This window comes from Bradyrhizobium sp. STM 3562 (assembly GCF_045571435.1).
GTDB lineage: Bacteria > Pseudomonadota > Alphaproteobacteria > Rhizobiales > Xanthobacteraceae > Bradyrhizobium.
Window position 1 is genome coordinate 4,736,763 of sequence record NZ_CP120694.1, and the last position, 26,112, is coordinate 4,762,874.

Below are 26,112 nucleotides of genomic sequence, written 5' to 3' on the forward strand. Positions count from 1 at the left end.
TAACTGAGCGTGATGATTTCTCATCACGCTTCATGTTCTCGTTTGAGCATGATCTTCCCGGAAAACCGTTACACGCTTTGCGCTAACGCGGGTCTCCGGGTCGGACCATGCTCCAGGATCAGAAGCTCGTGCCGCCGCCGAACTTGAACTCCTGCACGCGGTCATACGCACCCTTGGTCAGCGGCACCGCATAGTCGAAGCGCAGCGGACCGAACGGCGACTGCCAGATCAGGCCGATACCGACCGAGGATCGTACGACGTTGCTGTTGTCGTACACCAGGCCCGTACAGGTGCCGGGCGACGGCGGGTTCACGGTCGGCCTGATGCAGTTCGAGTTCGCAGGCGTCGTGATTTCGCCGGTCGCAGCCCAAGTCGTCGGACCCTGATAGTCGAACAAACCACCCGCGTCGGCATAGACCGCGCCCTTCAGGCCCACTTCCTTGGGCAGGAACCAGAACGGCATCTGCAATTCGAACGACGCACCCCAGTACTTGGTGCCACCGATCGCGTCCATCGTTCCATAGGGATTGATGTCGCGCGGACCGATGCCGTTCGGCGCGAAGCCGCGGACGAGATTCGGGCCCATCTGGAAGTGATCCAGCATGCGCAGCTCGTTGTTGCCGACCTTGTTCAGCATACCCGCCTGCAGGTGGATCAAGCCCACGATATCAGCCACCAGCGGGGTGTAGTATTTGCCGTCGATCTGGCTCTTCAGATAGGTCACATCGCCGCCGACGCCGGCGAAATCCTGCTTGAAGTCGATCAACAGACCGTCGGTCGGGTTCTTGTTGTTGTCGAGGGTGTTGTAGTCCAGCGTGTAGCCGAGCGCCGAGGTGAGCGACGAGCCGCCCGCCAGTTCCTTACGCACCGGCAACGAAGCTTCACCGTCGCTGTAGCACCACAGCCCGAGCCCGGAATCAGTGGCGGTTTGTCCACCTGATGTTACCGAGCCACCCGGCCCGACACCTGGTGCATTCGCCTGCACCCAGGCCGGCGACGGATTGAAGGCCAGCGACGCGTTGTTCGGATTGTTGTTACAGTTGTCGAGGTAATAGGGCAGCGAGATGCTCTGTTGATAGAGCGAGTAGCGGAGCTGCAGCGAGAGGTCTTCGCGCAGTTGCAGGCCCAGGCGCGGGCTGAAGCCCACAGTCTTGGTGCCGTACGCGATATAGGAGTTGGGCAACTGCTCGCGGTAGTAGGCGTCGAGGCCCAGCGCGATGCGGTAGTCGAGCAGATAGGGCTCGACGAAGGACAGCGAGACGCCGCGCGCATACTGGCCATAGGTCAGCGACGCCTTGGCGAACAGGCCCCGGCCGAGGAAGTTACGCTCGGAAATGCTGACCTCGCCGAGCGCACCGTCGGTGGTGGAATAGCCGCCCGACACTGAGAAGTCGCCGGTGGATTTCTCTTCGAGGTCGACGTTCAGGATCACCCGGTCGCTGGACGAGCCAGGCTCGGTGGTGATCTTCACGCTCTTGAAGAAGTCGAGGTTTTTCAGGCGCCGTTCGGCGCGATCGACCAGCGCACGGTTATAGGCGTCGCCTTCCGAAATGTCGAACTCGCGCCGGATCACGTAATCGCGGGTCCGCGTGTTGCCGCGGATGTTGATGCGCTCGATATAGGTGCGCGGGCCCTCCTCGATCGAAAACACGATCGAGACGGTGTGATTGTCGAAATTGCGGTCGCCGCGCGGACGCACCACCGCGAACGCATAGCCGCGCCGCGAGGCCTCGATCTGCATCGATTCGACCGACTTCTCCACCGCTTCGGCGTTATAGAGCGAGCCGACCGATACGTAGGAGAAGCTCGAAAGCGTATTGGGATCGAAGTTGGCGATGCCCGATTCGAACTTGACCGAGGCGACGCGATATTGCTGGCCTTCCTCGATCTTGAAGGTGACGAGGAAGCCCTTCCTTTCGGGATCGTATTCGGTGAGCGCCGCGACCACCTGCACGTCGGCAAAGCCGTGCTTCAGATAGAAACGGCGAATCAGGTCGCGGTCGGCCTCGACGCGGTCCGGATCATAGACGTCGCCGTTGCCGAGGAAACTCAGCAGGTTGGTCTCGTGCGTCTTGATGACGTCCTTCAGGCGGTAGGACGAATAATAGTTGTTGCCGACGAATTCGATGGATTTGACGCCGGTCTTCGGCCCTTCCTCGATCGTAAAGACGAGGTCGACGCGGTTGTTCGGCTGCTCGATGATTTCGGGCGTCACATGCACATCGTAACGGCCGGAGCGGCGATAGATCTCGGCGATACGCAGCGCGTCCGACTGCACCATCGGGCGGGAGAAAGTGCCGCGGGGCTTGGATTGGATCTCGGCCGAAAGCTGCTCGTCCTTGATCTTCTTATTGCCCTCGAAGGCGATGCGATTGATCACGGGGTTTTCGACCACGGAGACCACCAGGTGGCCGCCGGCGCGGTTGATTTTCACGTCCTGGAACAGGCCGGTCTCGATCAGCGCCTTCAGGCCGTCGTCGATGGCCGCCGCATCCAGCGCGCCATTGGGCCCGGGCTTGAAATAAGAGCGGATGGTGTCGGCTTCGACGCGCCGGTTCCCCTCCACCTGGATCGAGGCCACCGTTTGGGCGGCGGCCGGAGAAGACACGGCAACGGTTGCCAGCTCGGCAACCACCGGCACGGCGAACATGATCAGGGCGGCGAGCATGCCCCCCCGCACTCGCATTCCAAACTTCATGCGCAACGCGCCCTTGTCATTCCAGTGTCGGAACGCACCCCCGCGCCCCGACAGATTCGCTTCGTCACCCTGCTTCTAGCCAGTTTCACGCATGTGGCAAACGGCCGAGGGCGCTGCATTTCCATTTTCATTCCAAGGCGTTGCCATTAGGCAACGCCACAAAAAAGCCGCTTCACGATGCCGCGAAGTGCAGAATGTCATTATAAGTCGCAAACACCATCAGCATGAGCACCAGACCGAGCCCGATTCGGAACCCCATCTCTTGGGCCCGCTCCGAGAGCGGACGGCCCCGCACTGCCTCCACGGCATAGAACAGAAGGTGACCACCATCGAGGAGTGGAACCGGGAACAGATTCAAGAGCCCGATGGAAATCGAAAGCACCGCGGCCAGGTGAATCAGCGGCGCAAGTCCGATCGTGGCGACCTGCCCGGAAATCTGCGCGATCCGGAGCGGCCCACCGACCTGATCGGCAGCCTCGCGGCCGGTGAAAACACCGCCGATATAGGCGAGCGTCCGGTCGATCACGAACCAGGTTTCTTTCACGCCGAGCCACAGCGCCGTGGCCGGATCGACGCGCTCGGTCAGGACATCGCCAGCCGCCGTCTGGCGGGTGATCCCGAGCACGCCGCTCCGATGCACATTCCCAAACGGGTCTTTCACTTCCCTTAATTCCGGCGTGCCGTGCAGCGTCACGGTGTCATCGCCGCGCTTGACGGTGAAGGTCAGATGATCGCCCGGGTGGATGCTGACGATCCGCTGCATGTCATTGAAACTGTCGATCTTGCTGCCGTCGATCGACAGCACGACGTCGCCGACCTCGAAACCGGCAGCCGCCGCCGGGCTATTCGCCTCCACCTTGTCGACCCGCGCCGTCGTACTGGGCTTGCCGAAGAAGGTGAACAGGCAGGTGAAGATCACGATCGCCAGCACGAAGTTGGCGATCGGCCCCGCCGCAACGATCGCGGCACGCGGACCCACCTTCTTGTGATGGAAGCTGCCCGCGCGCTCTTCGTCGGTCATGTTGGCGAGCGCGTGAGCCGATGGCGTGGAAGCCTCGGTGTCGTCGCCCAGGAATTTCACGTAGCCGCCGAGCGGCACCGCCGAAATCCTCCAGCGCGTCCCGTGCCGGTCATTAAAGCCGACGAGCTCCGGTCCAAAGCCCAGCGAGAACGTCAACACCTTCACCCCGGCCCAGCGGGCGACCAGGAAGTGACCGAGCTCGTGAAAGAAAACGACGATGGTAAGGACGAACAGGAAGGGGATCACGTAGCCGATGAAGCCATGACCCAACGTGTTGAAACTATGCAGAAAAATTTCGGACATGAGATTCCCCTCAAGCAGAGCCTGAGGCCCCGTCCCCGACCCCTAGGATGCCTTTAGGGCAATTTGAGGCAAGAGGGAGGCAGCTCTGTTTCGCGCGTTATGGTCAACAGCGATGGCGTCGTCGGCAGAGCTCAGCGGCGCCAGATTCGTAGAACGACTCCAGGCCTCCATCGTTGCCTCGACAAGGCGCGCAATCGCGCCGAACTTGATCTGACCCGCGATGAAGGCCGCAACCGCCACTTCGTTCGCGGCATTGAAAACTGTGGTGGCGCCGCGGCCCATGCGCAATGCTTCATAGGCCAGCCGAAGGCCCGGAAAACGTTCAAAATCCGGTGCCTCGAACGTCAACTGGCCGATCTTGGCAAGATCGAGCTTCGCCGAAGGCCCTTTGATGCGTTCCGGCCATCCCAGGCAGTGCGCGATCGGGATGCGCATGTCGGGAGTCCCGAGCTGGGCCACCACCGAGCGATCCGAAAATTCCACCATGCCGTGCACGATCGATTGCGGATGCACCAGCACGTCGATCTCTTCCGGCTTCAGCGCGAACAGGTAGGAGGCTTCGATCACCTCGAGGCCCTTGTTCATCATCGACGCCGAATCGATGGTGATCTTCTGTCCCATGCTCCAGTTCGGATGTTTCAGCGCCTGCGCCAGCGTTGCCTGCTCGATATCGGCCGGCGCCCAGGTCCTGAACGGCCCGCCGGAGGCCGTGATGATCACCCGCACCAGCTCCTCGCGATGACCGGAGGACAGTGCCTGAAACAACGCGTTGTGCTCGGAATCCGCCGGCAGAATGCAGGCGCCCGCCGTCGCCGCGCGCTGCATGAAAAAATCGCCGGCGCAAACCAGGCATTCCTTGTTGGCGAGTGCCACCGTCGCTCCGCGATCGACCGCGGCCAGCGCGGGCTTCAGGCCGGCCGCGCCGGAGACCGCGGCCATCACCCAATCCGCCGGCCGCGCCGCGGCTTCGATCACCGCGCTTTCGCCTGCCCCGCATTCAATGCCGGTACCGGCTAGCGCCTCGCGCAATTCGCTGAGACGCGCGGGATCGGCCACCGCGGCAAAACGCGCGCCGAACTCCTTGGCGAGTTTTGCCAGTCCCTGCACGTTGCTGTTGCCGGTCAGCGCCTCGACCCGATAGCGGTCGCGCGCGCCACGCAGCAGATCCATGGTGCTGTCGCCGATCGAGCCGGTCGCACCCAATACGGTGACGCTACGGATGGCCCGGTCGGCCGTTTTATTGTTACGCAGTGGAACAGCGTTCATCGTCTCACCAAATCATAAGACCGCGGCCGATGCCATCCACACCGTGCCGCAAAATTCCGAAAATCATGGCGAGCACAATCGCCGCAACCAGGCCGTCGAGCCGGTCCATCAGCCCGCCATGACCGGGGATGAGATGGCTGGAGTCCTTCACCCCAAAACGGCGTTTGATCGCGGATTCAAAGAGATCGCCAAATTGTCCGGCGACCGACAGCACGCCGGCCAGGGCAAGCAGCGGTAAGGTCCTGCCGACGCCGGACGCGACAAACCCGACCGCCACCACGAGGCTTGCCACAAAGCCGCCGATGGCTCCCGCCCAGGTTTTGTTCGGGCTGACCTGCGGCCAGAGCTTCGGCCCCCCGATGCCACGCCCGGCGAAATAACCGCCGATATCGGTGGCCCAGGCGACCAGCAGAACGAAGATCAGCGCAACAAAGCCCATATCGGGGTCGGCGCGGACCAGCACCGCGGCAAATTGCGCGGCGGCCGCATAGAGAAATCCGCCCGTGGTCCAGCCGCGGCGCTGCCGCGAGAGCAATGCGACGCCGATCAGCCCCAAGGCCGAGATAATCAGCGCCGCATCAAGCCTGCCGAGCGCAAGGCATAGAGCGCTCAGCGCGAGCGCCAGTGCGCCGCTCACCACGACACGCATCTGGTGCACGGCGCCGACGACCATGAGCCATTCGACGTCGAGGCCGATCACCGCAAGCGCGACCAGTGCGGTCCACAGCCAGCCGCCGACATAGGCGCACACCAGCGCCAGCGGGACCAGCACCGCGGCGGCTAAAACGCGCATCAGAAGATTGCGCGATGGCGGCCCGGCAAGGGCCGCGGGCACTTCCTCACCTTTGCTCACGATGCGGTTTTCGCGACCAGACCGCCGAACCGGCGCTCTCGCCTGGCGTATTCGGCGATCGCGCCTTCGAGCGCGGCCTTGTCGAAATCCGGCCAATGCATCGGCACGAACACGAGTTCGCTATAGGCCGCCTGCCACATCAGAAAATTCGACAACCGCTGTTCACCGCTGGTCCGGATGATCAGGTCGGGATGGGGAATATCGGGCGCGTCGAGATATTGGCCGAGCACATCCGCATCGATCGTCTCCGGGGCACGCTTGCCTTCGGCGACTTCGCGCGCCAGCCGCTGCGCGGCACGTGCGATCTCCTGCCGCGATCCGTAGTTGAAGGCGACCACGAGGTTGAGTCGGGTGTTGTTGCGCGTGAGCTCCTCGGCCTCGCTCAGTAGCGCGCAGATATCGGGGTCGAGACCCTCGCGCTCTCCGATCACGCGGACGCGCACGCCGTCGCGGTGCAGGCTCGCCAGGTCGTTGCGAATGAAGCGGCGCAACAGGCCGAACAGATCGCCGATCTCGCTGGCCGGCCGCGACCAGTTTTCGGCGCTGAAGGAGAAAATGGTCAGATGATGGATGCCGAGTTCGTGCGCCGCGCGAACCACGCGCCGCAACGCTTCGACCCCGCGGCGATGCCCCTCGGCGCGAGGTAAGCCGCGCGCCGCCGCCCAGCGTCCGTTGCCGTCCATGATGATGGCGACGTGCAACTGACCGTCGGATCGGTCCGTTCCTTGCCTGTCGGGGACGGCGGCCTTGGACATCGGATGATCTTTCAAACCGTGAGGATTTCTTTTTCCTTGGCCGCAAGCAATTGATCGATCTCCGCAATCGTCCCGTCGGTCGCCTTCTGCACGTCGGCAGCCAAGCGCCCCTGATCGTCCTCGGAGATCTCGTGGCTCTTTTCCAGCTTCTTGACGAGGTCGAGGCCGTCGCGCCGCACATGCCTGACGGCCACGCGCGCGGCCTCGGCATATTTGTGCGCGACCTTCACCAGCTCCTTGCGGCGCTCTTCGTTGAGCTCGGGGATGCGCAGCCGAAGCACCTGCCCCTCGGTCGCCGGCGTGAGCCCGAGATTGGAATCGATGATCGCCTTCTCGACCGCCTTGACCATCGACTTGTCCCAGACCTGCACCGAGATCATCCGCGGCTCGGGCACGCTGATGGTCGCAACCTGATTCAGCGGCATGTGCGAGCCATAGGCATCGACCTGCACCGGCTCGAGCATCGAGGCCGAGGCGCGCCCCGTGCGCAAGCCGCTCAGTTCATGCTTGAGCGCCTGGGTTGCGCCTTGCATCCGGCGCTTCAATTCGTTGATGTCGAAATTACCCGTGGGCATAACGCTCTCCCATCATTACAAAACTCTTTAGGCCGTCGGCCGGCGCGTATCAGTCAGCGGACCGCCATCTTCTCCTTGAACATGATCTTTTCGGAAAAGCCGACACCCGGTTTTCCGGATCATGCTCGAAGCATCAACCGGCGACGACGGTTCCCCGCCCCGTCCCACGCAGCATCGCACTGATCGAGCCGGGCTCGGAAATCGAAAACACGATGATAGGCAGCGACGTCTCGCGGGCAAGCGCGAATGCAGTCGCGTCCATGACCTTGTAGCCACCCTCGATCGCCTGCGTATGGGTCAGCCGTTCGAACCGCTTCGCGGAAGGGTCTAGCTTGGGATCGGCGCTGTAGACCCCGTCCACATTGGTGGCTTTGAGCACCGCCTGCGCGTCGATTTCGGCCGCCCGCAACACGGCGGTGGTATCCGTGGTGAAAAAGGGGTTGCCGGTTCCCCCGCCGAGCAGCACGATGCGCCCTTCGGCAAGATATTTGTGCGTCGCACCGCGGGTGAACAACTCGCAGATTTCGGGCATGACGAAGGCCGAGAGCGTCTTGGCCGGCGCGCCCTTGCCCTCGATCGCCGCCTCCAGCGCGAGGCAATTCATGATCGTCGCCAACATGCCCATGGTGTCGCCGGTCGAACGCGACATGCCGCGCGCGGAGACACCACGAATCATGTTGCCGCCACCAACCACCACCGCGATCTCGGCGCCGAGTTCGCGGGCCGCGATCAGGTCGGAGGCGATGCGATCGATGGTGGGCTGATCTAAACCGAAGGGCTGGCTGCCTGCGAGATATTCGCCCGACAGCTTGATCACCACGCGACGATAGACCGGCTCAGCCATTCGCACTCGCTTTCGCTTGCGGGCGCTTCCGGCGCAAACGCCGGAAGCATCAACGGCTACTTCTTGCCGCTGGCGGCCGCGACTTCAGCAGCGAAATCGCTTTCCTGCCGCTCGATTCCCTCGCCGAGAGCATAGCGCACAAATCCGGCGATCTTCACCGGCGCGCCGACCTTGCCCTCAACTTCTTTCAGCACCTGCGCGACCGACTTGCCGCCATGCTCGGCATGGATCGAGGCCTGTTCCAGGAGGCAAACCTCCTTGTAGAAGGTCTTCAGGCCGGAATCGACGATCTTCTCGATCACGTTCTCGGGCTTGCCCTGCTGGCGGTACTTGTCGGCGAGCACGTCCTTCTCGCGCTTGACCACCTCGGGATCGAGGCCAGCGGGATCAAGCGCCTGCGGATTGGTCGCCGCGACATGCATCGCGAACAGGCGGCCGAGCGCTGCCAGCTCGTCGGCCTTGCCGGCCGATTCGAGTGCGACGATCACGCCCATCTTCCCCGCACCTTCGGTGACGGCGCCATGGACATAGCTCGAGACCACGCCTTGACCGACCTCGAGGAGAGCGGCGCGACGCAGCGTCATGTTCTCGCCGATGGTGGCGATCGCATCCGAAATCGCCGTCTCGATGGTGACGCTGCCGACCTTGGCCGCCTTGATCTTCTCGACATCGGCGCCGACGTCGAGCGCGACCTGGGCAATCATCTTGACCAGACCCTGGAACTGCTCGTTGCGCGCGACGAAATCAGTCTCCGAATTGACCTCGACCACGACACCCTTGGTGCCCTTGGTGACCGCGCCGATCAGGCCGTCCGCGGCAACGCGGCCAGCCTTCTTGGCGGCCTTCGACAGGCCCTTCTTGCGCAGCCAATCCTGCGCAGCCGTCATGTCGCCGCCGGTCTCGGTGAGCGCGGCTTTGCAATCCATCATTCCTGCGCCGGTCGACTCGCGCAGGTCCTTGACCATCGCGGCGGTGATTGTAGCCATTGTTGAATTCCCTTTTGCCTGTCCGGACCGAATGCGGCGCGGCGCTTCCCCGCCACGCCGCATTCCGCGATCAGGAACTTAACGCTTGTATGTGAGGGCCGAAAAACAACTGCGGCCCTCGCCTTTGGTTACTCCGCTTCCGCGGTCAGCTTCTTGGCCTGCGCGACCCAGGCATCGGCGCGGCTCGGCAGGCCGACCTCTTCGCCGATCTGGTGCGCGGTCTCGCGATCGAGTTCGGCCAACTGCCAGTAATGGAACACGCCGAGATCGTTGAGCTTCTTCTCGATCGCACCCGACACGCCCGACAGCTTCTTGAGGTCGTCGGCGGTGCCGCGCGGCCCAGGCAGGCCCTGGAACGCGGACGTCTGCGGCGCGGTCGGAATTTCCTCACTCACCGGCTCCGCAGCGGCGCCGATGTCGATGCCGGCGTCTCCTTGCGCACGCGAAATACCGTCGATCGCGGCGCGCGCGACGAGATCGCAATAGAGCGAAATGGCGCGGCCCGCGTCGTCATTGCCCGGCACCACGTAAGTGATGCCCTTCGGGTCCGAATTGGTATCGACGATGGCGGCGACGGGAATATTGAGCCGCTGCGCCTCCTGGATCGCGATATCTTCTTTGTTGGTGTCGATCACGAAGATCATATCGGGCAGGCCGCCCATGTCCTTGATGCCGCCCAGCGACCGGTCGAGCTTGTCGCGCTCGCGCTGCAGCGTCAGCCGCTCCTTCTTGGTGTAGGAGTTCGCTTCGCCCGAAGAGAGCACCTCGTCCAGATGCCGCAGCCGCTTGATCGAGGCGGAGATCGTCTTCCAGTTGGTCAGCGTGCCGCCGAGCCAGCGCGAATTGACGAAATACTGCGCCGAGCGCTTTGCGGCGTCGGCGACATTGTCCTGCGCCTGCCGCTTGGTGCCGACGAACAGGATGCGGCCGCCCTTGGCGACGGTGTCGCTGACCGCCTGCAAGGCGTGGTGTAGCATCGGCACGGTCTGCGCGAGGTCGATGATGTGAATGTTGTTGCGGGTGCCGAAAATGAACGGTGCCATTTTCGGATTCCAGCGATGGGATTGGTGACCGAAATGCACGCCAGCCTCAAGGAGCTGGCGCATCGAGAAGTCGGGTAGCGCCATAGGTTTGATTCTCCGGTTGGTTCCTCCGGAAACGTGTGAGCAAACGGGCACTTAAGGCCCGGCTGCCACCGGACGGCTTCGACAGCCATGTTTCCGTGTGAGATGGCGCGCTATATAGCGCGATTTCGGCCAGAAGCAAGGAAATAAGGCCGGATTGGCGGCTAGCTGGCCGAACTTCGGGCCACTTGCTCCGCCGTCCCAACGCCGGTTCCGGCCGCGTTGATCGCCTTTATCTCGGCCCTAGCCCGAACGAAAGCCAGGCTCTGGGGGTATCAGAACCGGGGCTTAAGCTTTGGTCAGGGCGTCTTAAGCACCTCCTTCAGCACTCCTTCAGCACTTGGGCTGGTTCGGCGGGCATTTCTTTGGCGCGGCTGCGGTCGGCCTCGGCGGTGCGGCCGGCCTGGGCGGGGGCGCGGCATGGGCCATCGGGGGCGCCGACGGGGCACGGGCCATCGGCGGTGGCGACGGGACACGGGCGACCGGCGGTGGCGCGTGAACCGCAGGCGGCGGTGGCGGCGCACGGTGCACCGGCGGTGGTGGCGGCGCGGTCGCACGCGCGCTCACCGGCGGAGATGGCCTTGAGGGGGCGGGCGGCGCGGCATGCTGCTGCGGAGCAAGCCTGGGCGGCGCATGCGGCGGCGACGGCGGCGGGCTCGACAGCCTCGCCGTCGGCCTCGAAGCGGCCGGAGGCACCGGCGGTGCCCCGCGCTTCTGCAGCGACTCCGCGGCCGGCTTTGGCGGCGCCACATTGGCCGACGGCGGACTGGCGGGACCTGGTTTACCCGGCGCAGCGCCGGGCGGCGGCGGCGATGGGGCAAGCCTGGCATTGGGATGCACCCCTGCGGGCGGAGTTCCCGTTGCCGGCGGCGCCGTGGGCGCCAGCTTTGCGCTCGGGCTCACCGCGGCTGGCCCGCTTGCCGCAGGCGCTGGCGGCGCCCCTTTGCCGGGCACAGGCAACTCATTGGCTCTCGGCAGCGCGGGCTGCGGCGGCGATGTGCTCGGATGCACGTTGGCCGGGGCCGCGGCGGGCGTGCTCAGCTTGGATGCCGGAGCGAAGGTCGCGCTCGGCGGCACCGGGGCCTTGCCCTGCTGGATCAGCGTCGCTTGATGCCTGACCGAAGGCGGCACCGGCGGGCTTGCCCCGACCGGCGCAGCGCTCGCTGCGGCCGCGGCGGCTTGCGGCGCACCGGGCGCCGCGGCAGCCGATGCCGGCGGCGGCTGGTTGATCACGTTATTGATGACGGTCGTGTTATGGATGTTGTTGAAGATGATGTTGTTCGGCGGCGGCGCGACATAGACCGGCGGCCGCACGAAGACAGGTATCGGCACGAACATGGGTTGCGGCAGGATGAACAGCCCGACCGGCGCGATCGGCGGCGGAAGCACCACGAAATCGGGCGGCGGTGGCGGCAGGAAGAACACCGGCGGTGGCGGCGGCGGCACGAAGCCGAAATCCGGATCGCCGAAAGACAGCACGGGCCGATCGACATAGACGACTTCATCCGGCGGGGGCGGCGGCACGTCATAGTCGATCATCGCAAATGACGGCGGCGGCTCCAGCGGTGCGGTCAAGATGGCGAGCCGGCGCCGCGCGTCATAGGCGTGCGGTCCATGCGGATAGCGCCGCAAATAGGACCAATAGGCCTCCGGCGTGTCGGTCCGGTAGGTACGGCGCCAGGTAATCGCCTCGCGCCTGGCCGCGATGATTGCCCTCACCCGCTTGGCCAGGGGATCGTTCGGAAAGGCTAGGACAAAATCCTCATAGCCTTGCAGCGTGTCGCGTTCGAGTGCGGCCGTGTACGCGTCCTGCACCGAGAGTTCGCGAATCGGCCGATCGCGAATCGCGGCGACCTGGTCCGCCGGTCCCTGCACCGGCGGCGCGTCGGGCGCGCGGTCGAAGAACGAAAACTGCGCCTGGATCTTCTGGCCGTCCCACGGCACCTGGGCGCCCTTGCTCGCCTCGTTGACGCGCAGCCGCACGCGATCGAACACGTCCGGCAGCGACAATCCGCCGGTGCGGATCATCTCGGCCAGCGATTGCGCGTAGATTCCGTAAGGCCCCTGCTCGCTGGGCGCGACCGTGCCGGGCGCGGCGTTGAAGGCGATCAGCATGTTGCTGTCGGGCTCGACCAGCGCAAGGCCGCTGGCGATCTGCTGGCCGCCTTCGATGAAGGGCTGCTGCCGCGCGGCATCCAGCACGACCACGCCGGCCTTCAATGGGAGCGCGGCGAGCTGGCGCGTATAGTCGCTGATCCGCAGGCCCTCGGTCGGGATGTCGGTGTCGCGGTTGATCGTGGAATCGACCGGAATGAAGTAGTTCTCGCCGGCGAGCTGCACGCCATAGCCCGCGAGATAAATCATTGCGACGGTATCCTGGCCCGAACTCTCTGCCTTCTGGATGAAATCGCGAAAACTCTTGCGCAGCGTATCGCCGTCGAGATCGCGGGCGCCGATGACATCAAAGCCGGCGGCCTGCAGGGTCTGCGCGATCAGGCCGGCATCGTTGGCGGCGGTCGCGAGCGGTGCCTTGGCGTAAGCGCTGTTGCCGATGACGAGCGCGATGCGCTTTTCCTGTTGCTGGGCAGAGGCGGAACTGCCCCACGCCGACAGCGCGGCGATCAACGCCAAACAAAAAGAGACGAGCGGGAAGGTTCTGGCCGGTTTCATGGCTTGTTCGCCCCATCAATCACGATGCACGCATTCAGCGCGACAGGAGCTGAATATCACTTGAATAAAAATTGCTGGCATTATGGCCGAAGGGCCAGCCGAAAAGAAATCTTGCGCTGCGCGAACGGGGCCTGGGTTTGGGGCCTCAGATCCTCATGCGGGCCACGCTCGAGACCCGCCCCGGGCGTAACTTTGCGGCCGTCGTCTGGGCGGCTTGGGAGCGATTCGGGTTTCACGCGTGAGCCAACAAGTCGACGTGGCCGGTGTGCAGGCGATAGATGCCGCCGACCACCTTCAGCTTGTTCTGGTCAACGGCGGTGCTGAGAATGGGGATTGCCGATTTCAGCTTGGTGACGTTGTCGATCACGTTCTGCCTGATGGCATTGTCGAGCGCATCGCCGCTTTGCTGCGCTGCGGTCTTCACCGCCGGCGCAATGGCGCTCACCAGCGACGGTATGTGCCCCGGCAGCGTCTTGTCATCCTTGAGCGAGGCGATGGTCGAGGCGACCGCGCCGCAACTGTCATGGCCAAGCACCAGAATGAGCGGCGTGCTCAGCACGGCAACCGCATATTCCATGCTGGCGACCGTTTCGTCCGCGGCGAAATTCCCTGCCACGCGGCAGACGAACAGGTCGCCGCGTCCGGTATCGAAGGCATATTCGGGAGCGACGCGCGAATCGGCGCAGCTCAAGACCGCCGCATAGGGATTCTGCCCTCCGACGAGCGCACCCCGCTCATGCTTGAAGTCATGGCGGCGTGAGACGCCGGCAACGTAGCGGGCATTTCCTTCCATCAAACGCTTCAGCGACGCATCCGGCGATAGCACGTTTTCCGGCTTGGGCGGCGCTTTCGCTTCCTTTGCACCGGCGCTATCTGCAACCAACAGGCCGAGCGCCGAGGCTGCGAGCAGAACGACGGAGCGCCGCGACGGCACGAGAGGACGACTGAGATCTTGGGTGCATCTTTCGCACATGGCTCTCCTCCGCCTCACCGGTTGCCGCGTCCGCGCGTCGACGACGCTTGACGCAGGCAGCGATCGAGGCGGCGATTCTACCGCGAAACCCTGACAGAACAGACTCAGTTGGCGAGACGCCGGGCCCAAATAGCTAAGCTCGATTACCGCCATCGCATGCAAATCGGTCCGTCCGCCGGACCGAAGGCTTCGGATGCGTGAACACGGTTTCGATAGCCGCTCATGGCTCTATAGCTGCTGCACGTCGACGACGCCCGCGACCGCCTTGATCGCGCCGGCGATTTGCGGCGAGACCTTGAAGCGGCCGGGTAGCTTCATCTCCACCTCGGTCTCGAGGTCCAGCATCATGACCAGGCTGACCTCGCCGTCGCCATTTCCGCGCGGCGCGATTGCTGGCGCCGGAACCTTGACCGCGGCACCATTGGCGGCTGCGGCTTCCGGCGCCGCAAGCCTCCGTGCGATCGATTCCAGCGGCTTGGTGTCGCGCAGGAAGATGCGAAGGCCCTTCTGGGTCTTGGCAGCGGCGTCATCCAATGGCTCGGCGTGCAGCACGCGCGCGCGCACGTCCTCGCCCTGCAATTCGGCCCCTAGTTGCAAGAGCACGGCGCCACCGGGCTCCAAGAGATCGCGATATTGCGCAAGGCCTTCGGAGAACAGCACCGCCTCGAAATGCCCGGTCGGATCCGACAGGCCGATGATACCCATCTTGTTGCCGGTCTTGGTGCGGCGCTCCATGCGCGACACCACTGTCGCCGCGACCTTGCCGGCGGTGGCGCCGGACTTCACGGCACGGGAAAACTCCGCCCAGGACTGCACCCGCAGCCGCTTCAACACGGTGGCGTAGTCGTCGAGCGGATGGCCGGAAAGGAAGAAGCCGATGGCATCGTATTCGCGCCTGAGCCGCTCCGCCGGCAACCATGGTTCGACCTGCGGCAAGATGATGGTCGGCGCGTCGGCGGCATTGCCGAACATGTCGTTTTGGCCGCTGCTCGCCGCCTCATGGCTCCGCTGACAGGCGGCAAGGATCGCTTCGGCGCCCGCAAACACGCGCGCACGGTTCGTATCCAGCACATCGAAAGCGCCGGCCGCGGCAAGGCTTTCGATGATGCGCTTGTTGATGGCGCGCGGGCTGACCCGGCCCGCGAAATCGGCGAGCGAGGTGAACGGGCCGCTCTTCCTGCGCTCCTCCACGATCTGCTCGACCGCCTGCGGGCCAACGCCTTTCAAGGCCGCGAGCGCATAGTGGATCTTGCCGTCGGCGACCTCGAAAGTGGCCCCGGAATGGTTGATCGAGGGCGGCTCGACCTTGATGCCGAGCCGCTGTGCCTCGGCGCGGAATTCGGAGAGCTTGTCGGTGTTGTTGAGATCGAGCGTCATTGACGCCGCGATGAATTCCACCGGGTAGTGCGCCTTCATATAGGCGGTGTAGTACGACACCAGCGCGTAGGCTGCGGCGTGACTCTTGTTGAAGCCGTAGTCGGCGAACTTGGCCAGCAGCTCGAAGATCGTTTCCGCCTGCCCTTTCGGCACGCCGTTCTTCACCGAACCGGCAACGAAACGCTCGCGCTGCTTGTCCATCTCGGCGCGAATCTTCTTGCCCATGGCGCGGCGCAAGAGGTCGGCTTCGCCGAGCGAATAGCCGGCCATTCTCTGCGCGATCTGCATCACCTGCTCCTGGTAGATGATGACGCCGAACGTCTCCTTCAGGATCGGTTCCAGCAGCGGGTGCAGATATTCCGGCTCTTCCTCGCCATGCTTGCGCGCGCAATAGGTCGGGATGTTCGCCATCGGGCCCGGGCGATAGAGCGCGACCAGCGCGATGATGTCCTCGAAACGGTCGGGGCGCATGTCGATCAGCGCGCGCCGCATGCCCTGGCTTTCCACCTGGAACACGCCGACCACATCGCCCCTGGCCAGCATCTGGTAGCTTTCGGCATCGTCGATCGGCAATGTCGGAAGGCTGACCTCGACATTCCGCTGCTTCAACAGCTTGACCGCGACGTCGAGCACCGTGAGCGTCTTCAGGCCGAGGAAGTCGAATTTGACGAGCCCCGCAGGCTCGACCCATTTCATGTTGAACTGGGTCACCGGCATGTCGGATTTCGGATCGCGGTAGAGCGGCACGAGCTCGCTCAAGGGGCGATCGCCGATCACGATGCCGGCAGCGTGGGTGGAGGCGTGCCGCGTCAGGCCTTCGAGGCGCATCGCGATGTCGAAAGCGCGCGCCACCACCGGATCTTCGTCGCGGAAGGCCTGCAGCTTGGGTTCGCCCTCGATCGCGGCGGCCAGTGTGACCGGCGCAGCCGGATTCTGCGGCACCAGCTTGGTGAGCTTATCGACCTGGCCGTACGGCATCTGCAGCACGCGGCCGACGTCGCGCAACACGCCGCGCGCCTGCAGGGTGCCGAAGGTGATGATCTGCGCGACCTGATCGCGGCCGTAGCGCTGCTGCACATACGAGATCACCTCGCCGCGCCGGTCCTGGCAGAAGTCGATGTCGAAGTCGGGCATCGACACGCGCTCCGGATTAAGGAAGCGCTCGAACAGCAGGTTGAACCGCATCGGGTCGAGATCGGTGATGGTCAAAACCCACGCGACCAGCGAGCCCGCGCCGGAGCCGCGGCCCGGTCCGACCGGAATGTCGTGCGCCTTCGCCCATTTGATGAAGTCGGACACGATCAGGAAGTAGCCCGCGTATTTCATGCGGGTGATGACGTCGAGCTCGAAGGCAAGCCGCTTCTGATAGTCCTCTTCCGTCATTCCCGGCGCGAGGCCGTGAATCTTCAGCCGGCGGTCCAGCCCCTCTTCCGCCTGTTTGCGCAGTTCGGCGGCCTCCGCGCTTGCGGCGTCCTCGGCACCGGAGCCGGCGCCAACCGTGAAAAGCGGCAGGATCGGCTTGCGCGTGAGTGGCCGGAACGAACAGCGTTCGGCGATCTCCACCGTCGAGGCCAAGGCTTCGGGAATGTCGGCAAACAGCACCGCCATTTCCGCGCGCGTCTTGAAGCGGTGATCGGACGTGAGCTGCTCGCGATCGGTCTCGGCAATCAGGCGTCCGCCTGCGATGCAGAGCAGCGCGTCATGCGCCTCGTAATCGTCCGTGCTGGCGAAATATGGCTCGTTGGTTGCTACCAGCGGCAGGCCTTTTTCATAGGCGATGTCGATCAGGCCGCCCTCGACCTTGCGCTCGCGGTCCATGCCGTGCCGCTGCAGCTCGATATAGAGGCGATCGCCGAACACGCCGGCGAGACGCTCGCAACGTGAGGCCGCGAGCGCGGCGTGATCGTGTTGCAGGGCGAGCGAGATCGGCCCGTCCGGACCGCCCGTCAGCGCGATCAGGCCCTCGGCTTCGTCTTGCAGCCAATCGAACTTGATATGAGGCGCCTGATGGACCGGCGTTTCCAGAAAGGCGCGCGAGTTGAGCCGCATCAGGCTGCGGTAGCCGCGCTCGCGCGCGGCGAGCAGCACGATGCGCGCCGGCGTTGCCAGATGCGCATTGCGCGAATTGGGATCCATATCGCCGAAATCCACCGCCAGCTCGCAGCCGACAATCGGCTGGATGCCGTAGCCGGCCATCTTGTCGGAGAATTCCAGCGCCCCGAACATGTTGTCGGTGTCGGTCAGCGCCAGCGCCGGCTGGCGGTCGGCTTTGGCCAGCTCGCCGAGCTTGGCGATCTTGATGGAGCCCTTCAGCAACGAATAGGCGGAATGGACGTGGAGATGGACGAATCCGGCGCTGGACATGGTTGGGTGGATCAAAGCTTGCGTGGGTCAGGGCGATGTGCGGCCTTGTTCGAGGCACCCTCGCCCCACCGACTCGCTTCCAATATGGTGATGGCCCCGGCGTAAAGAGTCCACGCACCAACGCAGGTTTGGCACCGCCGTCCAGCTTTTCCCCAGCGCCGGATTCCTGTCAGAATCAGAGCTGGGAAATGAGTTGCGCCCACACCGCGATCATGCCGACGAACAGCGTGATTGATGCCAGCGCCGCCGCCTCTTCCACGAAGATCTTCAACATCGCACTGCCTCCACGGACGAAGAACATAGAGAGAACATTGTTCCTTTTTTGTTCTTGCGTCAAGGCAAGCCCCGACCGTGGCGTCCTGAAACCCCTCGGGTTGGTTAATTGGAGCCGCCAACAATCGCGGTAGCCTGCGACTATAGGAGCATGATCCGGAAAAGTGTGAAGCGGTTTTCCGAAGAGATCATGCTCAAACAAGAATCCAAAGCGCGATGGCGATTCGACCTAATCCCATCGCGCTTTAGTCAGGAAACGGCGGCTCGTCTGGGCCGGGTGAGGCGAGCAGGAGGTGAAACAGCGCGCGATCGCCGCGGTACTTGGCTCCGTTCCGACTATCTTCCCAGCCGGACATCATGATCTTGCCGGCGCTGTTGCAGACACGCCACTCCCATCGCGATCTGCCGCGCTTTTCGACCACCACCTCGAACATGAACGGAAAAATACGACCGAGTCGCCGGGTGGCTTTGCGCGGCATCAATTCAACGCCCCCCGGAAACTACGGCCTCTCCGCTATCAGGCCGAATCCACGATCCCGGCTCCAAATGGTCGTTCGCCTCGCCACACAAGCAAAAGCCCCGGCCACGAGGCCGGGGCTTTCGATCCGCCGCTTAACGCGTCAAAGATCAGTCGTTTAGGCGATCAGTACTTGGCGATGATCGGGCCGCCGAACTTGTAGTTGATGCGCGCGGTCACGAGATCGACGTCCTGACGGATGCGATCGGAAGCCACGGCACCGGCCGGCGTGACGAACGTCACCGTACCATCCTGCATGAACAGGTGATCGTATTCGACGCCAACCGACCAGCCCGGCGCGAAGCCGACTTCGACGCCAGCGCCAACAGCGCCGCCCCAACGGGTCTCGTCGGTCCTCGCGAGCTCGACGCCGGTCAGAGCCGAGTTAACGCTGAAGCGATTGCTGGTCACCGCAGCACCGCCCTTGGCGTAGAGCAGCACGTTGTTGAAGGCATAGCCGACCTGACCGGTGATCAGGCCGAACGCGTCGATCTTGGTCCGGTTGCTGTCAGCCAGGAAGGCGGTGCTCACGTTGGAGCCGCTGAAGTCGGCCCAGTTGCCCTGGCCCTCGACACCGAACACCCACTGGCCGAACTGCCAGCGATAGCCGATCTGACCACCGACGGTGCCGCCGGTCGCGTCATGGGAGCCTTCCGGCACGACGCCGAGGAAGTCCCAGGAATTGTGGCTCGAGCCCCAACCGCCGTTGATGCCGATATAGAAGCCGGTCCAGTCATAGATCGCGGCCACCGGCGCTGGCGGCGCCTTGGTGTAAGGACGCGCAGCCAAGTCTGCGCCAAATGCGGGCGCCGCCGCGCTGAGGGCGACGATGCTCGCAGTCACAAGCAGCAATTTCTTCGTCATTTCGTTTTCGATTCCTTTTGATGGCCCCCGGGCCGCACGCGTCATAACAGCGTCAGCGGGAATTGCTGTAACTGGAGCGCAACACTCGCATCGAAAGCGCCGCCCTCCTCGATGCAAATTAACGGTGCAAGCGTAAGCACTTGTGGAACTTTTGATTTGCAGTGGTTCCAGGCTCGATTACAAGCACGTGAACGCTCACACATTGCGGCGAAACTGTGCCAAGTGTGTGAAGAACTTATGGGAGATGCACATGCGCCGTATGCGCAATATTGCCGCGGTTGTCCTTGCTCTGGGCGCTGCAACGACATTTGGGAACCAGCCGGCAAATGCCGTGGGCGTGCGCCATCCGTTCTGCATCCAGGGCGACGAATATCCGGGCCTTAGCAACTGCGCTTTCGACAGCTACGCGCAGTGCATGGCTTCGGCATCCGGGCGATTTCTGACCTGCATCGCGAATCCCTTCTTCGCCGGCGCGAGCGATGACCCCTACGCCTATCCCAACCGCAAACGCCCGTTCCCGTCGCGCTATGTTCCCTATCCGCCGAATCCGTATTGGGAGCGCTGAGAACCAGCGCGAGCCGATGAGAGTGCACGCGCGAACGTGAGTTGACTGGCGCGCGACAGAGCGATCCGGTGCCTCATGACCGCCGTATCACGTGGCGATCCGGCTCGCGATCTTTCGCATGGGAGGTTTTGATATGCGCATTCCGGTTTTGGCTTTTTTGGCGCTCGGAACCGTCCTTGCATCCGCGAGCGTTCGCGCGCAGACCTATGATCCCTCCTATCCGGTCTGTCTGCACGTCTACGGCCCGCTCAATTACTACGAGTGCCGCTACACTTCGCTGGCGCAGTGCAACGCCTCCGCATCGGGCCGCTCTGCGCAGTGCCTCGTCAATCCGTTCTTCGCAACCGCCGGAATCGGCGACCCGCCGGTTCGCTATCGGCGGCATCATCGTCGCGCCTACTGAGCTGGGCCGCTTCGACCAGGGTTTCGGGCGGAACTCCAGCGCCGACCGGTCTCAATCCAGCTCGACGATCTGGCCCTCGACGATCGACACGCGACGATCCATCCGGCCAGCCAGCTCCATGTTGTGGGTCGCGATCAGCATCGCCACGTGCGTGGCCTTCACGAGCTGCATCAGCGCCTGGAAGACGTGATCGGAGGTGTGGGGATCGAGATTGCCGGTCGGCTCGTCCGCAAGCAGCACGCGCGGCGCGTTGGCGACCGCGCGCGCGATTGCAACGCGCTGCTGCTCGCCGCCCGAGAGCTCCGCCGGCCGATGCTTCAGGCGCTCCCCAAGACCGAGATAGGTAAGGATTTCGGTCGCGCGCTTGACCGTCTCGGACTTTCTCAGGCCGCGGATCATCTGCGGCAGCATGACATTCTCAAGTGCGGAGAACTCCGGCAGCAGCCGGTGCGACTGATAGACGAAACCGATCTCGGTGCGGCGAATCTGGGTGCGTTCGACGTCGGACAATTGCGACGTCGGAGCTCCCCCGACATAGACCTCGCCCTCATCGGGAGTCTCCAACAGGCCCGCGATGTGCAGTAGCGTCGACTTGCCCGAGCCGGACGGCGCGACCAGCGCTACCGACTGCCCTGCCCAGAGCGCCAGCTTGGCGCCGCTGAGAATCGTCAGCGGTTCATCGCCCTGCATGTACTGGCGCTTGATCTCGTGGAGATAGATGACCGGTACATCTTCCGCCCCCTGCTCCATCAGGTCCCTCATTCGTAACGCAGCGCATCGACCGGATCGAGCCGGGCGGCGCGCCAGGACGGATAGAGCGTGGCAAGGAAAGAGAGCGTCAGCGCCATGATCACGACGGCAGTGGTCTCGCCGAAATCGACTTCGGCCGGCAGCTTTGAAAGGAAATAAAGCTCGGGCGAAAACAATTCGGTGTTGGTGACCCAGGACAGGAATTGGCGGATCGATTCGATGTTCAGGCAGATGATGAGCCCGACACAGAACCCGACCAGCGTTCCGACCACGCCGATTGCAGCCCCTGTGATCAGGAAGATCCGCATGATCGCTCCTTGCGAGGCGCCCATGGTGCGCAGGATGGCGATGTCGCTGCCCTTGTCCTTGACCAGCATGATCAGCCCGGACACGATGTTGAGCGCCGCGACCAGCACGATCATGGTCAGGATCAGGAACATCACGTTGCGCTCCACCTGAAGCGCGTTGAAGAAGGTCGAATTGCGTTGCCGCCAATCGACCAGGAAGATCGGGCGTCCGGCCGCCTCGGTCACGCTCTTGCGGAACGCGTCGATGCGATCAGGATTGTTGGTGAAGACCTCGATCGCGGTGACGTCGTTGTTGCGGTTGAAATAGGCCTGCGCCTCCGTGAGCGGCATGAACACCATGCCGGCGTCATATTCCGACATGCCGATCTCAAACACCGCCGCGACGCGATAGGGCTTGATGCGCGGCGTGGTGCCCATCGGGGTCACCGCGCCCTTCGGCGACACCAGCGTGACGCTGTCGCCGGCATGCACCGACAATTGGTCGGCGAGCCTGCGGCCGATCGCGATTCCCTGCCCCTCGTCAAAGCCCTCCAGCGAACCTTGCTTGATGTTCTTGGCGATCGAGGTGAGATTGTTCAGGTCATCCGCGCGCATGCCGCGAATGAGCACGCCGGCCGCGTTGAAGGGCGAGGATGCCAGCCCCTGGCCGTCCACCACGGGTGCCGCGAGCCGTATCCCCTGAACCTGGCTGATGCGTTCGGCAACGTCCTTCCAGTCCGTGAGCGGAGACTCCAAAGGCTGCACCAGGAGATGGCCGTTGAGGCCGAGGATCTTGTCCAGCAGTTCCTTACGAAAGCCGTTCATCACCGCCATCACGATGATCAGCGTGGCGACGCCCAGCATGATGCCGAGAAAGGAGAAGCCGGCGATGACCGAGATGAATCCTTCCCTGCGGCGCGCACGCAAATAGCGCGCCGACAGCATCCATTCGAACGGCGCGAAAGGTGCGGTTCGGGTCGGTTCGTTCATGGTCTCATCCATCCCTCGATAATCCCATGATTCGGGGCAAATGTGGCCGGATTGGCCGCTGCGGGAGGCGTGCTCGGTGGATAATGTCAGCCGGCGATCCGCGCCACCACGTCGGCGGCAGACATGCTCTCGCGCGCACCGTCCGCACGTCGCTTGATCTCGATCTTGCCTTCCGCAAGTCCCTTCGGTCCGACCATGATCTGCCAGGGAATCCCGATCAGGTCGGCGGCGGCGAACTTCGCGCCCGCACGCTGATCGGTGTCGTCATACAGGACATCGACGCCCTTCGCCATCAACTCGCGATAGAGTTTTTCGCAGGCCGTGTCGGTGTCGTCGCTGCCCTGCTTCAAGTTCAGAATGGTCGCCGTAAACGGGGCCACCGGCTCCGGCCACTTGATCCCGGCATCGTCGTGGCAGGCCTCGATGATGGCGCCAAGCAAGCGCGAGACGCCGACGCCATAGGAGCCGCCATGGATCGGCACCTCGGCCCCATCGGGACCGGCGACATAGGCCTTCATCGGTTCGGAATATTTGGTACCGAAATAGAAGATCTGGCCGACCTCGATGCCGCGCGTGTTCACCCTGCGCTCGACCGGGACTTCGCGCTCGAAGCGCGCGGCCTCGTGCACGTCTTCGGTGGCCGCATAGAGCGATGTCCACTGCTTGATGATCGGCGTGAGGTCGCCGTCATAATTGACGTCCTCACCCGGTACCGGCAACTCCAGCACGTCGCGGTCGCAATAGACGGCGGACTCGCCGGTCTCGGCCAGCACGATGAATTCATGGCTGAGATCGCCGCCGATCGGCCCCGTTTCCGCGCGCATCGGGATCGCCTTCAATCCCATCCGCGCGAAGGTGCGCAAATACGCGACGAACATCTTGTTGTAGGAGCGCCGCGCGCCAGCCTCATCGAGATCGAAGGAGTATGCGTCCTTCATCAGAAACTCGCGACCGCGCATCACGCCAAAGCGGGGACGCTGCTCGTCGCGGAATTTCCACTGGATGTGATAGAGGTTGAGCGGCAAGTTCCGGTAAGACTTCACGTAAGCGCGGAAGATCTCGGTGATCATTTCCTCGTTGGTGGGCCCATACAGGAGCTCGCGCTTGTGGCGGTCGCTGATGCGCAGCATCTCCGGACCATAGGCCTCATAGCGGCCGCTCTCGCGCCAGAGGTCGGCGAGCTGCAGAGTGGGCATCAGCAATTCCAGCGCGCCGGCGCGGTCCTGTTCCTCGCGCACGATCTGCTCGATCTTCTTCAGCACACGAAAGCCGAGCGGCAGCCAGGCATAGATGCCCGCCGCCTCCTGCCGCAGCATGCCTGCGCGCAGCATCAGCCGATGCGAAACGATCTCCGCCTCTTTCGGATTCTCTTTCAGGATGGGCAGAAAAAACCGCGTCAATCGCATGGGCCGCGCCTTGGGAATCGATATCAGGAGTTTGCGGGCTGCAGTGAAACCGGATCAGCCGCCAAAACACAAGGGAGGACTTCAAAGAAACCCGCTAAGCCATCGGATTTCCAGCCATTTCCCTCGCATAGATTAGAACCACGATTAAGACACAAACACGTCAGGCGTGACGCATCGCCTGAAAAAATGGGCCTATCCCATTGTGGGAACGGCCCGAAATCCTCCTTTGGATAGTTTTCCGAAGCACCAGTTCGGCCGCGGATCGGCCCGGCCGCCCGGCGCCGCCAGGGGCGACGGCCGGCCGAGGCGACGCACGGGCCAGGTTCACATCTTCATGCCGGAGTGATCGGGCATTTTCTTCATATCCATCTTGCCGCCCATGCCCGAGCCGCCGGCCGACGCGCCCGCCGGCCCTTGTGCGCCGACGCCCTCGATGTCCAGCGAGACCGTCACCTTACCCGCCTTCTCGAACTCGAGCGTGACCGGGACCTTGTCGCCCTGCTTCAGCGGCGCTTTGAGATCCATCATCATCAGATGATAGCCGCCTGGCGCGAGCTTGACCGTCTTGCCGGGATCGATGGTGAGGCCCTTCTCGACCGGGCGCATCTTCATGACGCCGTTCTCCATGGACATTTCATGGACCTGCACGCTAGCGGCGACATCGGATGATCCGCCGATCAACCGGTCGGGCGCGCTGCCCTTGTTCTCGATCGTCAGATAGCCGCCGCCGATCTTCGCCCCGTTCGGCGTGGCACGGCTCCAGGCCTGACTGATGACGAGGTCGCCGGCCTTGACGTCGTCGGCACGCACGGGCGCGGCAACGACAGAGGCGACCAAGGCGGCGCAGGCGATCGACGCCAGCGTCAGTTTTCGGATCAACATGTGTTCTACTCCTTTTTGTTGAAGCGATTTCAGTGAACGAGGTGAATGGCGGGATGCAGCGTGCCGAGCACTCCGACCATGATAAAGATCGCAAACGCGAGCACGAGCTCGATGAGAGTGTTGCGTCTTAATGCCGAAAGCGCGCGCCGATCCTCTCCGCTCTTGGCGGCCATCGCGAGCCGAGGTGTGAGCCAGAGCCGGTTCACCGCGGCGAAGCCGACCATGGTCGCGAAGACCGCGATCTTGAGCATCAGGAGCTGCCCATAATCGGTGACAAGCAGCGCGCGGAACGAGCCGACGAGAATCCATGCGATCACGAATCCCGATCCGATCAGGACGGCCACGCTCGCGACACCAATGGTGGAAAACCGCCTGACAGCATCCGATTGCAGCGATCCCCATTCGAAGCTTGAATGCCGCGCGACGGCGAACAGAACCGGAAGTCCGATCAGCCCGCCGATCCAGGCGGACGCGGCGGAGAGATGGAGAACGTCGGCGGCAAGATGCAGATCGCCCAATTCTCCAAGCGTCGATCCGGCATGCCCGGTCCAGGCGAGCGCGCCGACCAGTCCCAACGCCGCCAAGAGCGCGAGCCGGCGCGGCAGCACGAAGCGGTCGAGCAGCAGACAGCCGGCCAGCAGGACGGCCAGCGCGGCACGGATTTCCGCGACCAAGCCAAATTGCGTCTCGTCGAGGACGGTCCACATGGCGCCGGATCTGATCGCCTCATTGAGGCCAAGACCCGCGATCGACATGGTCTGCAGCGCAAGCCAGATCAGGCCGCTCGTGGCGGAAATCACAAGTAGGGCCCAGGCAAGTCCCGTCAGGCGCGACCGCACGATCGCGCTGCCTTTCGGCGCCGCCCGCAGGGCCGGTTCGGCCACCAAGCCTCGGAATATGAGGACGCCGGCGGTCGCCGCCGACGCCCCGAAATGGATCGCGCGCGTCAGCACCAACGGACCATCGATCTCCGCGACCAACCAGCTCATGGGCTTGCCGCCGACCTACTGCCCGACCTGGAAGGTAAAGCTGCCGTCGGTCGTGTGGGTGTCGACCGAAAGCACGTGCCAGTTCACGCGATAGGTGCCGTTGCCGCCCCCGCGCAGCGGGACCGACATCTGGTTGCCGCTGACGCGGGTCTTGCCGCCGTCGACGCGTTGGCCGGCCGCGTTGGTCACGGTGATGTGGCTGAAGGCCGGCTCCAGCTTCTGCGTGAACCAGAGCGTCACCTCGCGCGGCGGAGTTGCGACCTTGTTGCCGACGCGCGGCTCGGCGTGGTCAAGGAACGCATGGGCGTGTGCGGCACCGGTTGTGAGCATCAGGACAACCGGGACGGTTTCGATCAGAGACGAGCGTCGCATGTTCA

General features: G+C 63.8%; 22 protein-coding genes. 2 read left to right on the top strand and 20 right to left on the bottom strand.

Annotated features, from left to right (window positions below; translation table 11 throughout):
* Positions 1-118: 118 nt before the first annotated feature.
* The 14 genes from bamA to P6U23_RS22080 form a co-directional block, all read right to left on the bottom strand.
* Positions 119-2,698: an outer membrane protein assembly factor BamA gene (gene bamA, locus P6U23_RS22015; RefSeq protein WP_407174689.1), complete on the bottom strand. Its 2,580-nt coding sequence runs from the start codon at positions 2,696-2,698 to the stop codon at positions 119-121.
* Between the two features lie 172 nt (positions 2,699-2,870).
* Positions 2,871-4,022, bottom strand: coding sequence for an RIP metalloprotease RseP (gene rseP, locus P6U23_RS22020; RefSeq protein ID WP_407174690.1), 1,152 nt, complete (start codon positions 4,020-4,022; stop codon positions 2,871-2,873).
* A gap of 42 nt (positions 4,023-4,064) precedes the next feature.
* On the bottom strand, positions 4,065-5,288 hold the full coding sequence (dxr, locus tag P6U23_RS22025; RefSeq protein ID WP_407174691.1) for a 1-deoxy-D-xylulose-5-phosphate reductoisomerase: 1,224 nt from the start codon (positions 5,286-5,288) through the stop codon (positions 4,065-4,067).
* A 4-nt stretch (positions 5,289-5,292) separates the two neighbouring features.
* A complete protein-coding gene (locus P6U23_RS22030; protein WP_407174692.1) occupies positions 5,293-6,141 on the bottom strand; it encodes a phosphatidate cytidylyltransferase in 849 nt (282 codons plus the stop codon).
* Complete coding sequence (locus P6U23_RS22035; RefSeq protein ID WP_407174693.1) at positions 6,138-6,896, bottom strand: isoprenyl transferase; 759 nt, start codon at positions 6,894-6,896, stop codon at positions 6,138-6,140. The genes P6U23_RS22030 and P6U23_RS22035 overlap by 4 nt, the downstream gene beginning before the upstream one ends.
* Positions 6,897-6,907: 11 nt before the next feature.
* Positions 6,908-7,471: a ribosome recycling factor gene (gene frr / locus P6U23_RS22040; protein ID WP_407174694.1), complete on the bottom strand. Its 564-nt coding sequence runs from the start codon at positions 7,469-7,471 to the stop codon at positions 6,908-6,910.
* Positions 7,472-7,604: 133 nt separating this feature from the next.
* Entirely contained in the window at positions 7,605-8,315 is a 711-nt protein-coding gene (gene pyrH, locus P6U23_RS22045) for a UMP kinase (RefSeq protein WP_407174695.1), read from the bottom strand.
* Positions 8,316-8,371: 56 nt separating this feature from the next.
* Positions 8,372-9,301: a translation elongation factor Ts gene (tsf, locus tag P6U23_RS22050; protein WP_407174696.1), complete on the bottom strand. Its 930-nt coding sequence runs from the start codon at positions 9,299-9,301 to the stop codon at positions 8,372-8,374.
* A gap of 128 nt (positions 9,302-9,429) precedes the next feature.
* Positions 9,430-10,428, bottom strand: coding sequence for a 30S ribosomal protein S2 (locus tag P6U23_RS22055; RefSeq protein WP_407174697.1), 999 nt, complete (start codon positions 10,426-10,428; stop codon positions 9,430-9,432).
* 330 nt (positions 10,429-10,758) lie between these two features.
* Entirely contained in the window at positions 10,759-13,095 is a 2,337-nt protein-coding gene (locus P6U23_RS22060; RefSeq protein WP_407174698.1) for a caspase family protein, read from the bottom strand.
* A 232-nt stretch (positions 13,096-13,327) separates the two neighbouring features.
* Entirely contained in the window at positions 13,328-14,068 is a 741-nt protein-coding gene (locus P6U23_RS22065; protein WP_407174699.1) for a carbonic anhydrase, read from the bottom strand.
* 228 nt (positions 14,069-14,296) lie between these two features.
* Positions 14,297-17,809, bottom strand: a complete 3,513-nt coding sequence (gene dnaE, locus P6U23_RS22070) for a DNA polymerase III subunit alpha (RefSeq protein WP_407174700.1) — start codon at positions 17,807-17,809, stop codon at positions 14,297-14,299.
* 518 nt (positions 17,810-18,327) lie between these two features.
* Positions 18,328-18,561 (bottom strand): hypothetical protein, encoded by a 234-nt coding sequence (locus tag P6U23_RS22075; RefSeq protein ID WP_407174701.1) that lies wholly within the window; start codon positions 18,559-18,561, stop codon positions 18,328-18,330.
* Positions 18,562-18,725: 164 nt separating this feature from the next.
* Complete coding sequence (locus P6U23_RS22080) at positions 18,726-19,463, bottom strand: outer membrane protein (protein WP_407174702.1); 738 nt, start codon at positions 19,461-19,463, stop codon at positions 18,726-18,728.
* A 259-nt stretch (positions 19,464-19,722) separates the two neighbouring features.
* On the opposite strand from P6U23_RS22080, the gene P6U23_RS22085 reads away from it, so the two are divergent.
* Both P6U23_RS22085 and P6U23_RS22090 read left to right on the top strand, forming a co-directional pair.
* The gene (locus tag P6U23_RS22085) at positions 19,723-20,028 is read left to right on the top strand and encodes a DUF3551 domain-containing protein (protein ID WP_407181541.1); all 306 of its coding nucleotides are present in this window, start codon (positions 19,723-19,725) and stop codon (positions 20,026-20,028) included.
* Between the two features lie 133 nt (positions 20,029-20,161).
* Entirely contained in the window at positions 20,162-20,431 is a 270-nt protein-coding gene (locus P6U23_RS22090; RefSeq protein WP_407174703.1) for a DUF3551 domain-containing protein, read from the top strand.
* A gap of 51 nt (positions 20,432-20,482) precedes the next feature.
* Here the strand turns inward: P6U23_RS22090 and P6U23_RS22095 are convergent, their stop codons facing one another.
* From P6U23_RS22095 to P6U23_RS22120, 6 genes are all read right to left on the bottom strand, one after another.
* Complete coding sequence (locus P6U23_RS22095; RefSeq protein WP_407181542.1) at positions 20,483-21,184, bottom strand: ABC transporter ATP-binding protein; 702 nt, start codon at positions 21,182-21,184, stop codon at positions 20,483-20,485.
* Between the two features lie 5 nt (positions 21,185-21,189).
* On the bottom strand, positions 21,190-22,470 hold the full coding sequence (locus P6U23_RS22100; RefSeq protein WP_407174704.1) for a lipoprotein-releasing ABC transporter permease subunit: 1,281 nt from the start codon (positions 22,468-22,470) through the stop codon (positions 21,190-21,192).
* Positions 22,471-22,544: 74 nt separating this feature from the next.
* A complete protein-coding gene (gene proS / locus P6U23_RS22105; RefSeq protein ID WP_407174705.1) occupies positions 22,545-23,864 on the bottom strand; it encodes a proline--tRNA ligase in 1,320 nt (439 codons plus the stop codon).
* Positions 23,865-24,188: 324 nt separating this feature from the next.
* Positions 24,189-24,746, bottom strand: a complete 558-nt coding sequence (locus tag P6U23_RS22110) for a copper chaperone PCu(A)C (protein WP_407174706.1) — start codon at positions 24,744-24,746, stop codon at positions 24,189-24,191.
* Positions 24,747-24,775: 29 nt separating this feature from the next.
* The gene (copD, locus tag P6U23_RS22115; protein WP_407174707.1) at positions 24,776-25,735 is read right to left on the bottom strand and encodes a copper homeostasis membrane protein CopD; all 960 of its coding nucleotides are present in this window, start codon (positions 25,733-25,735) and stop codon (positions 24,776-24,778) included.
* A 15-nt stretch (positions 25,736-25,750) separates the two neighbouring features.
* The gene (locus tag P6U23_RS22120; protein ID WP_407174708.1) at positions 25,751-26,107 is read right to left on the bottom strand and encodes a copper resistance protein CopC; all 357 of its coding nucleotides are present in this window, start codon (positions 26,105-26,107) and stop codon (positions 25,751-25,753) included.
* Positions 26,108-26,112: the final 5 nt, after the last annotated feature.

Excerpts from the sequence above, each read along its gene's own strand:
- bamA (WP_407174689.1), bottom strand. The coding sequence starts at position 2,698 with ATGAAGTTTGGAATGCGAGTGCGGGGGGGCATGCTCGCCGCCCTGATC.
- rseP (WP_407174690.1), bottom strand. The coding sequence starts at position 4,022 with ATGTCCGAAATTTTTCTGCATAGTTTCAACACGTTGGGTCATGGCTTC.
- dxr (WP_407174691.1), bottom strand. The coding sequence starts at position 5,288 with ATGAACGCTGTTCCACTGCGTAACAATAAAACGGCCGACCGGGCCATC.
- P6U23_RS22035 (WP_407174693.1), bottom strand. The coding sequence starts at position 6,896 with ATGTCCAAGGCCGCCGTCCCCGACAGGCAAGGAACGGACCGATCCGAC.
- frr (WP_407174694.1), bottom strand. The coding sequence starts at position 7,471 with ATGCCCACGGGTAATTTCGACATCAACGAATTGAAGCGCCGGATGCAA.
- pyrH (WP_407174695.1), bottom strand. The coding sequence starts at position 8,315 with ATGGCTGAGCCGGTCTATCGTCGCGTGGTGATCAAGCTGTCGGGCGAA.
- tsf (WP_407174696.1), bottom strand. The coding sequence starts at position 9,301 with ATGGCTACAATCACCGCCGCGATGGTCAAGGACCTGCGCGAGTCGACC.
- P6U23_RS22055 (WP_407174697.1), bottom strand. The coding sequence starts at position 10,428 with ATGGCGCTACCCGACTTCTCGATGCGCCAGCTCCTTGAGGCTGGCGTG.
- P6U23_RS22060 (WP_407174698.1), bottom strand. The coding sequence starts at position 13,095 with ATGAAACCGGCCAGAACCTTCCCGCTCGTCTCTTTTTGTTTGGCGTTG.
- P6U23_RS22065 (WP_407174699.1), bottom strand. The coding sequence starts at position 14,068 with ATGTGCGAAAGATGCACCCAAGATCTCAGTCGTCCTCTCGTGCCGTCG.
- dnaE (WP_407174700.1), bottom strand. The coding sequence starts at position 17,809 with ATGTCCAGCGCCGGATTCGTCCATCTCCACGTCCATTCCGCCTATTCG.
- P6U23_RS22075 (WP_407174701.1), bottom strand. The coding sequence starts at position 18,561 with ATGCCGCGCAAAGCCACCCGGCGACTCGGTCGTATTTTTCCGTTCATG.
- P6U23_RS22080 (WP_407174702.1), bottom strand. The coding sequence starts at position 19,463 with ATGACGAAGAAATTGCTGCTTGTGACTGCGAGCATCGTCGCCCTCAGC.
- P6U23_RS22085 (WP_407181541.1), top strand. The coding sequence starts at position 19,723 with ATGCGCAATATTGCCGCGGTTGTCCTTGCTCTGGGCGCTGCAACGACA.
- P6U23_RS22090 (WP_407174703.1), top strand. The coding sequence starts at position 20,162 with ATGCGCATTCCGGTTTTGGCTTTTTTGGCGCTCGGAACCGTCCTTGCA.
- P6U23_RS22100 (WP_407174704.1), bottom strand. The coding sequence starts at position 22,470 with ATGGATGAGACCATGAACGAACCGACCCGAACCGCACCTTTCGCGCCG.
- proS (WP_407174705.1), bottom strand. The coding sequence starts at position 23,864 with ATGCGATTGACGCGGTTTTTTCTGCCCATCCTGAAAGAGAATCCGAAA.
- P6U23_RS22110 (WP_407174706.1), bottom strand. The coding sequence starts at position 24,746 with ATGTTGATCCGAAAACTGACGCTGGCGTCGATCGCCTGCGCCGCCTTG.
- copD (WP_407174707.1), bottom strand. The coding sequence starts at position 25,735 with ATGAGCTGGTTGGTCGCGGAGATCGATGGTCCGTTGGTGCTGACGCGC.
- P6U23_RS22120 (WP_407174708.1), bottom strand. The coding sequence starts at position 26,107 with ATGCGACGCTCGTCTCTGATCGAAACCGTCCCGGTTGTCCTGATGCTC.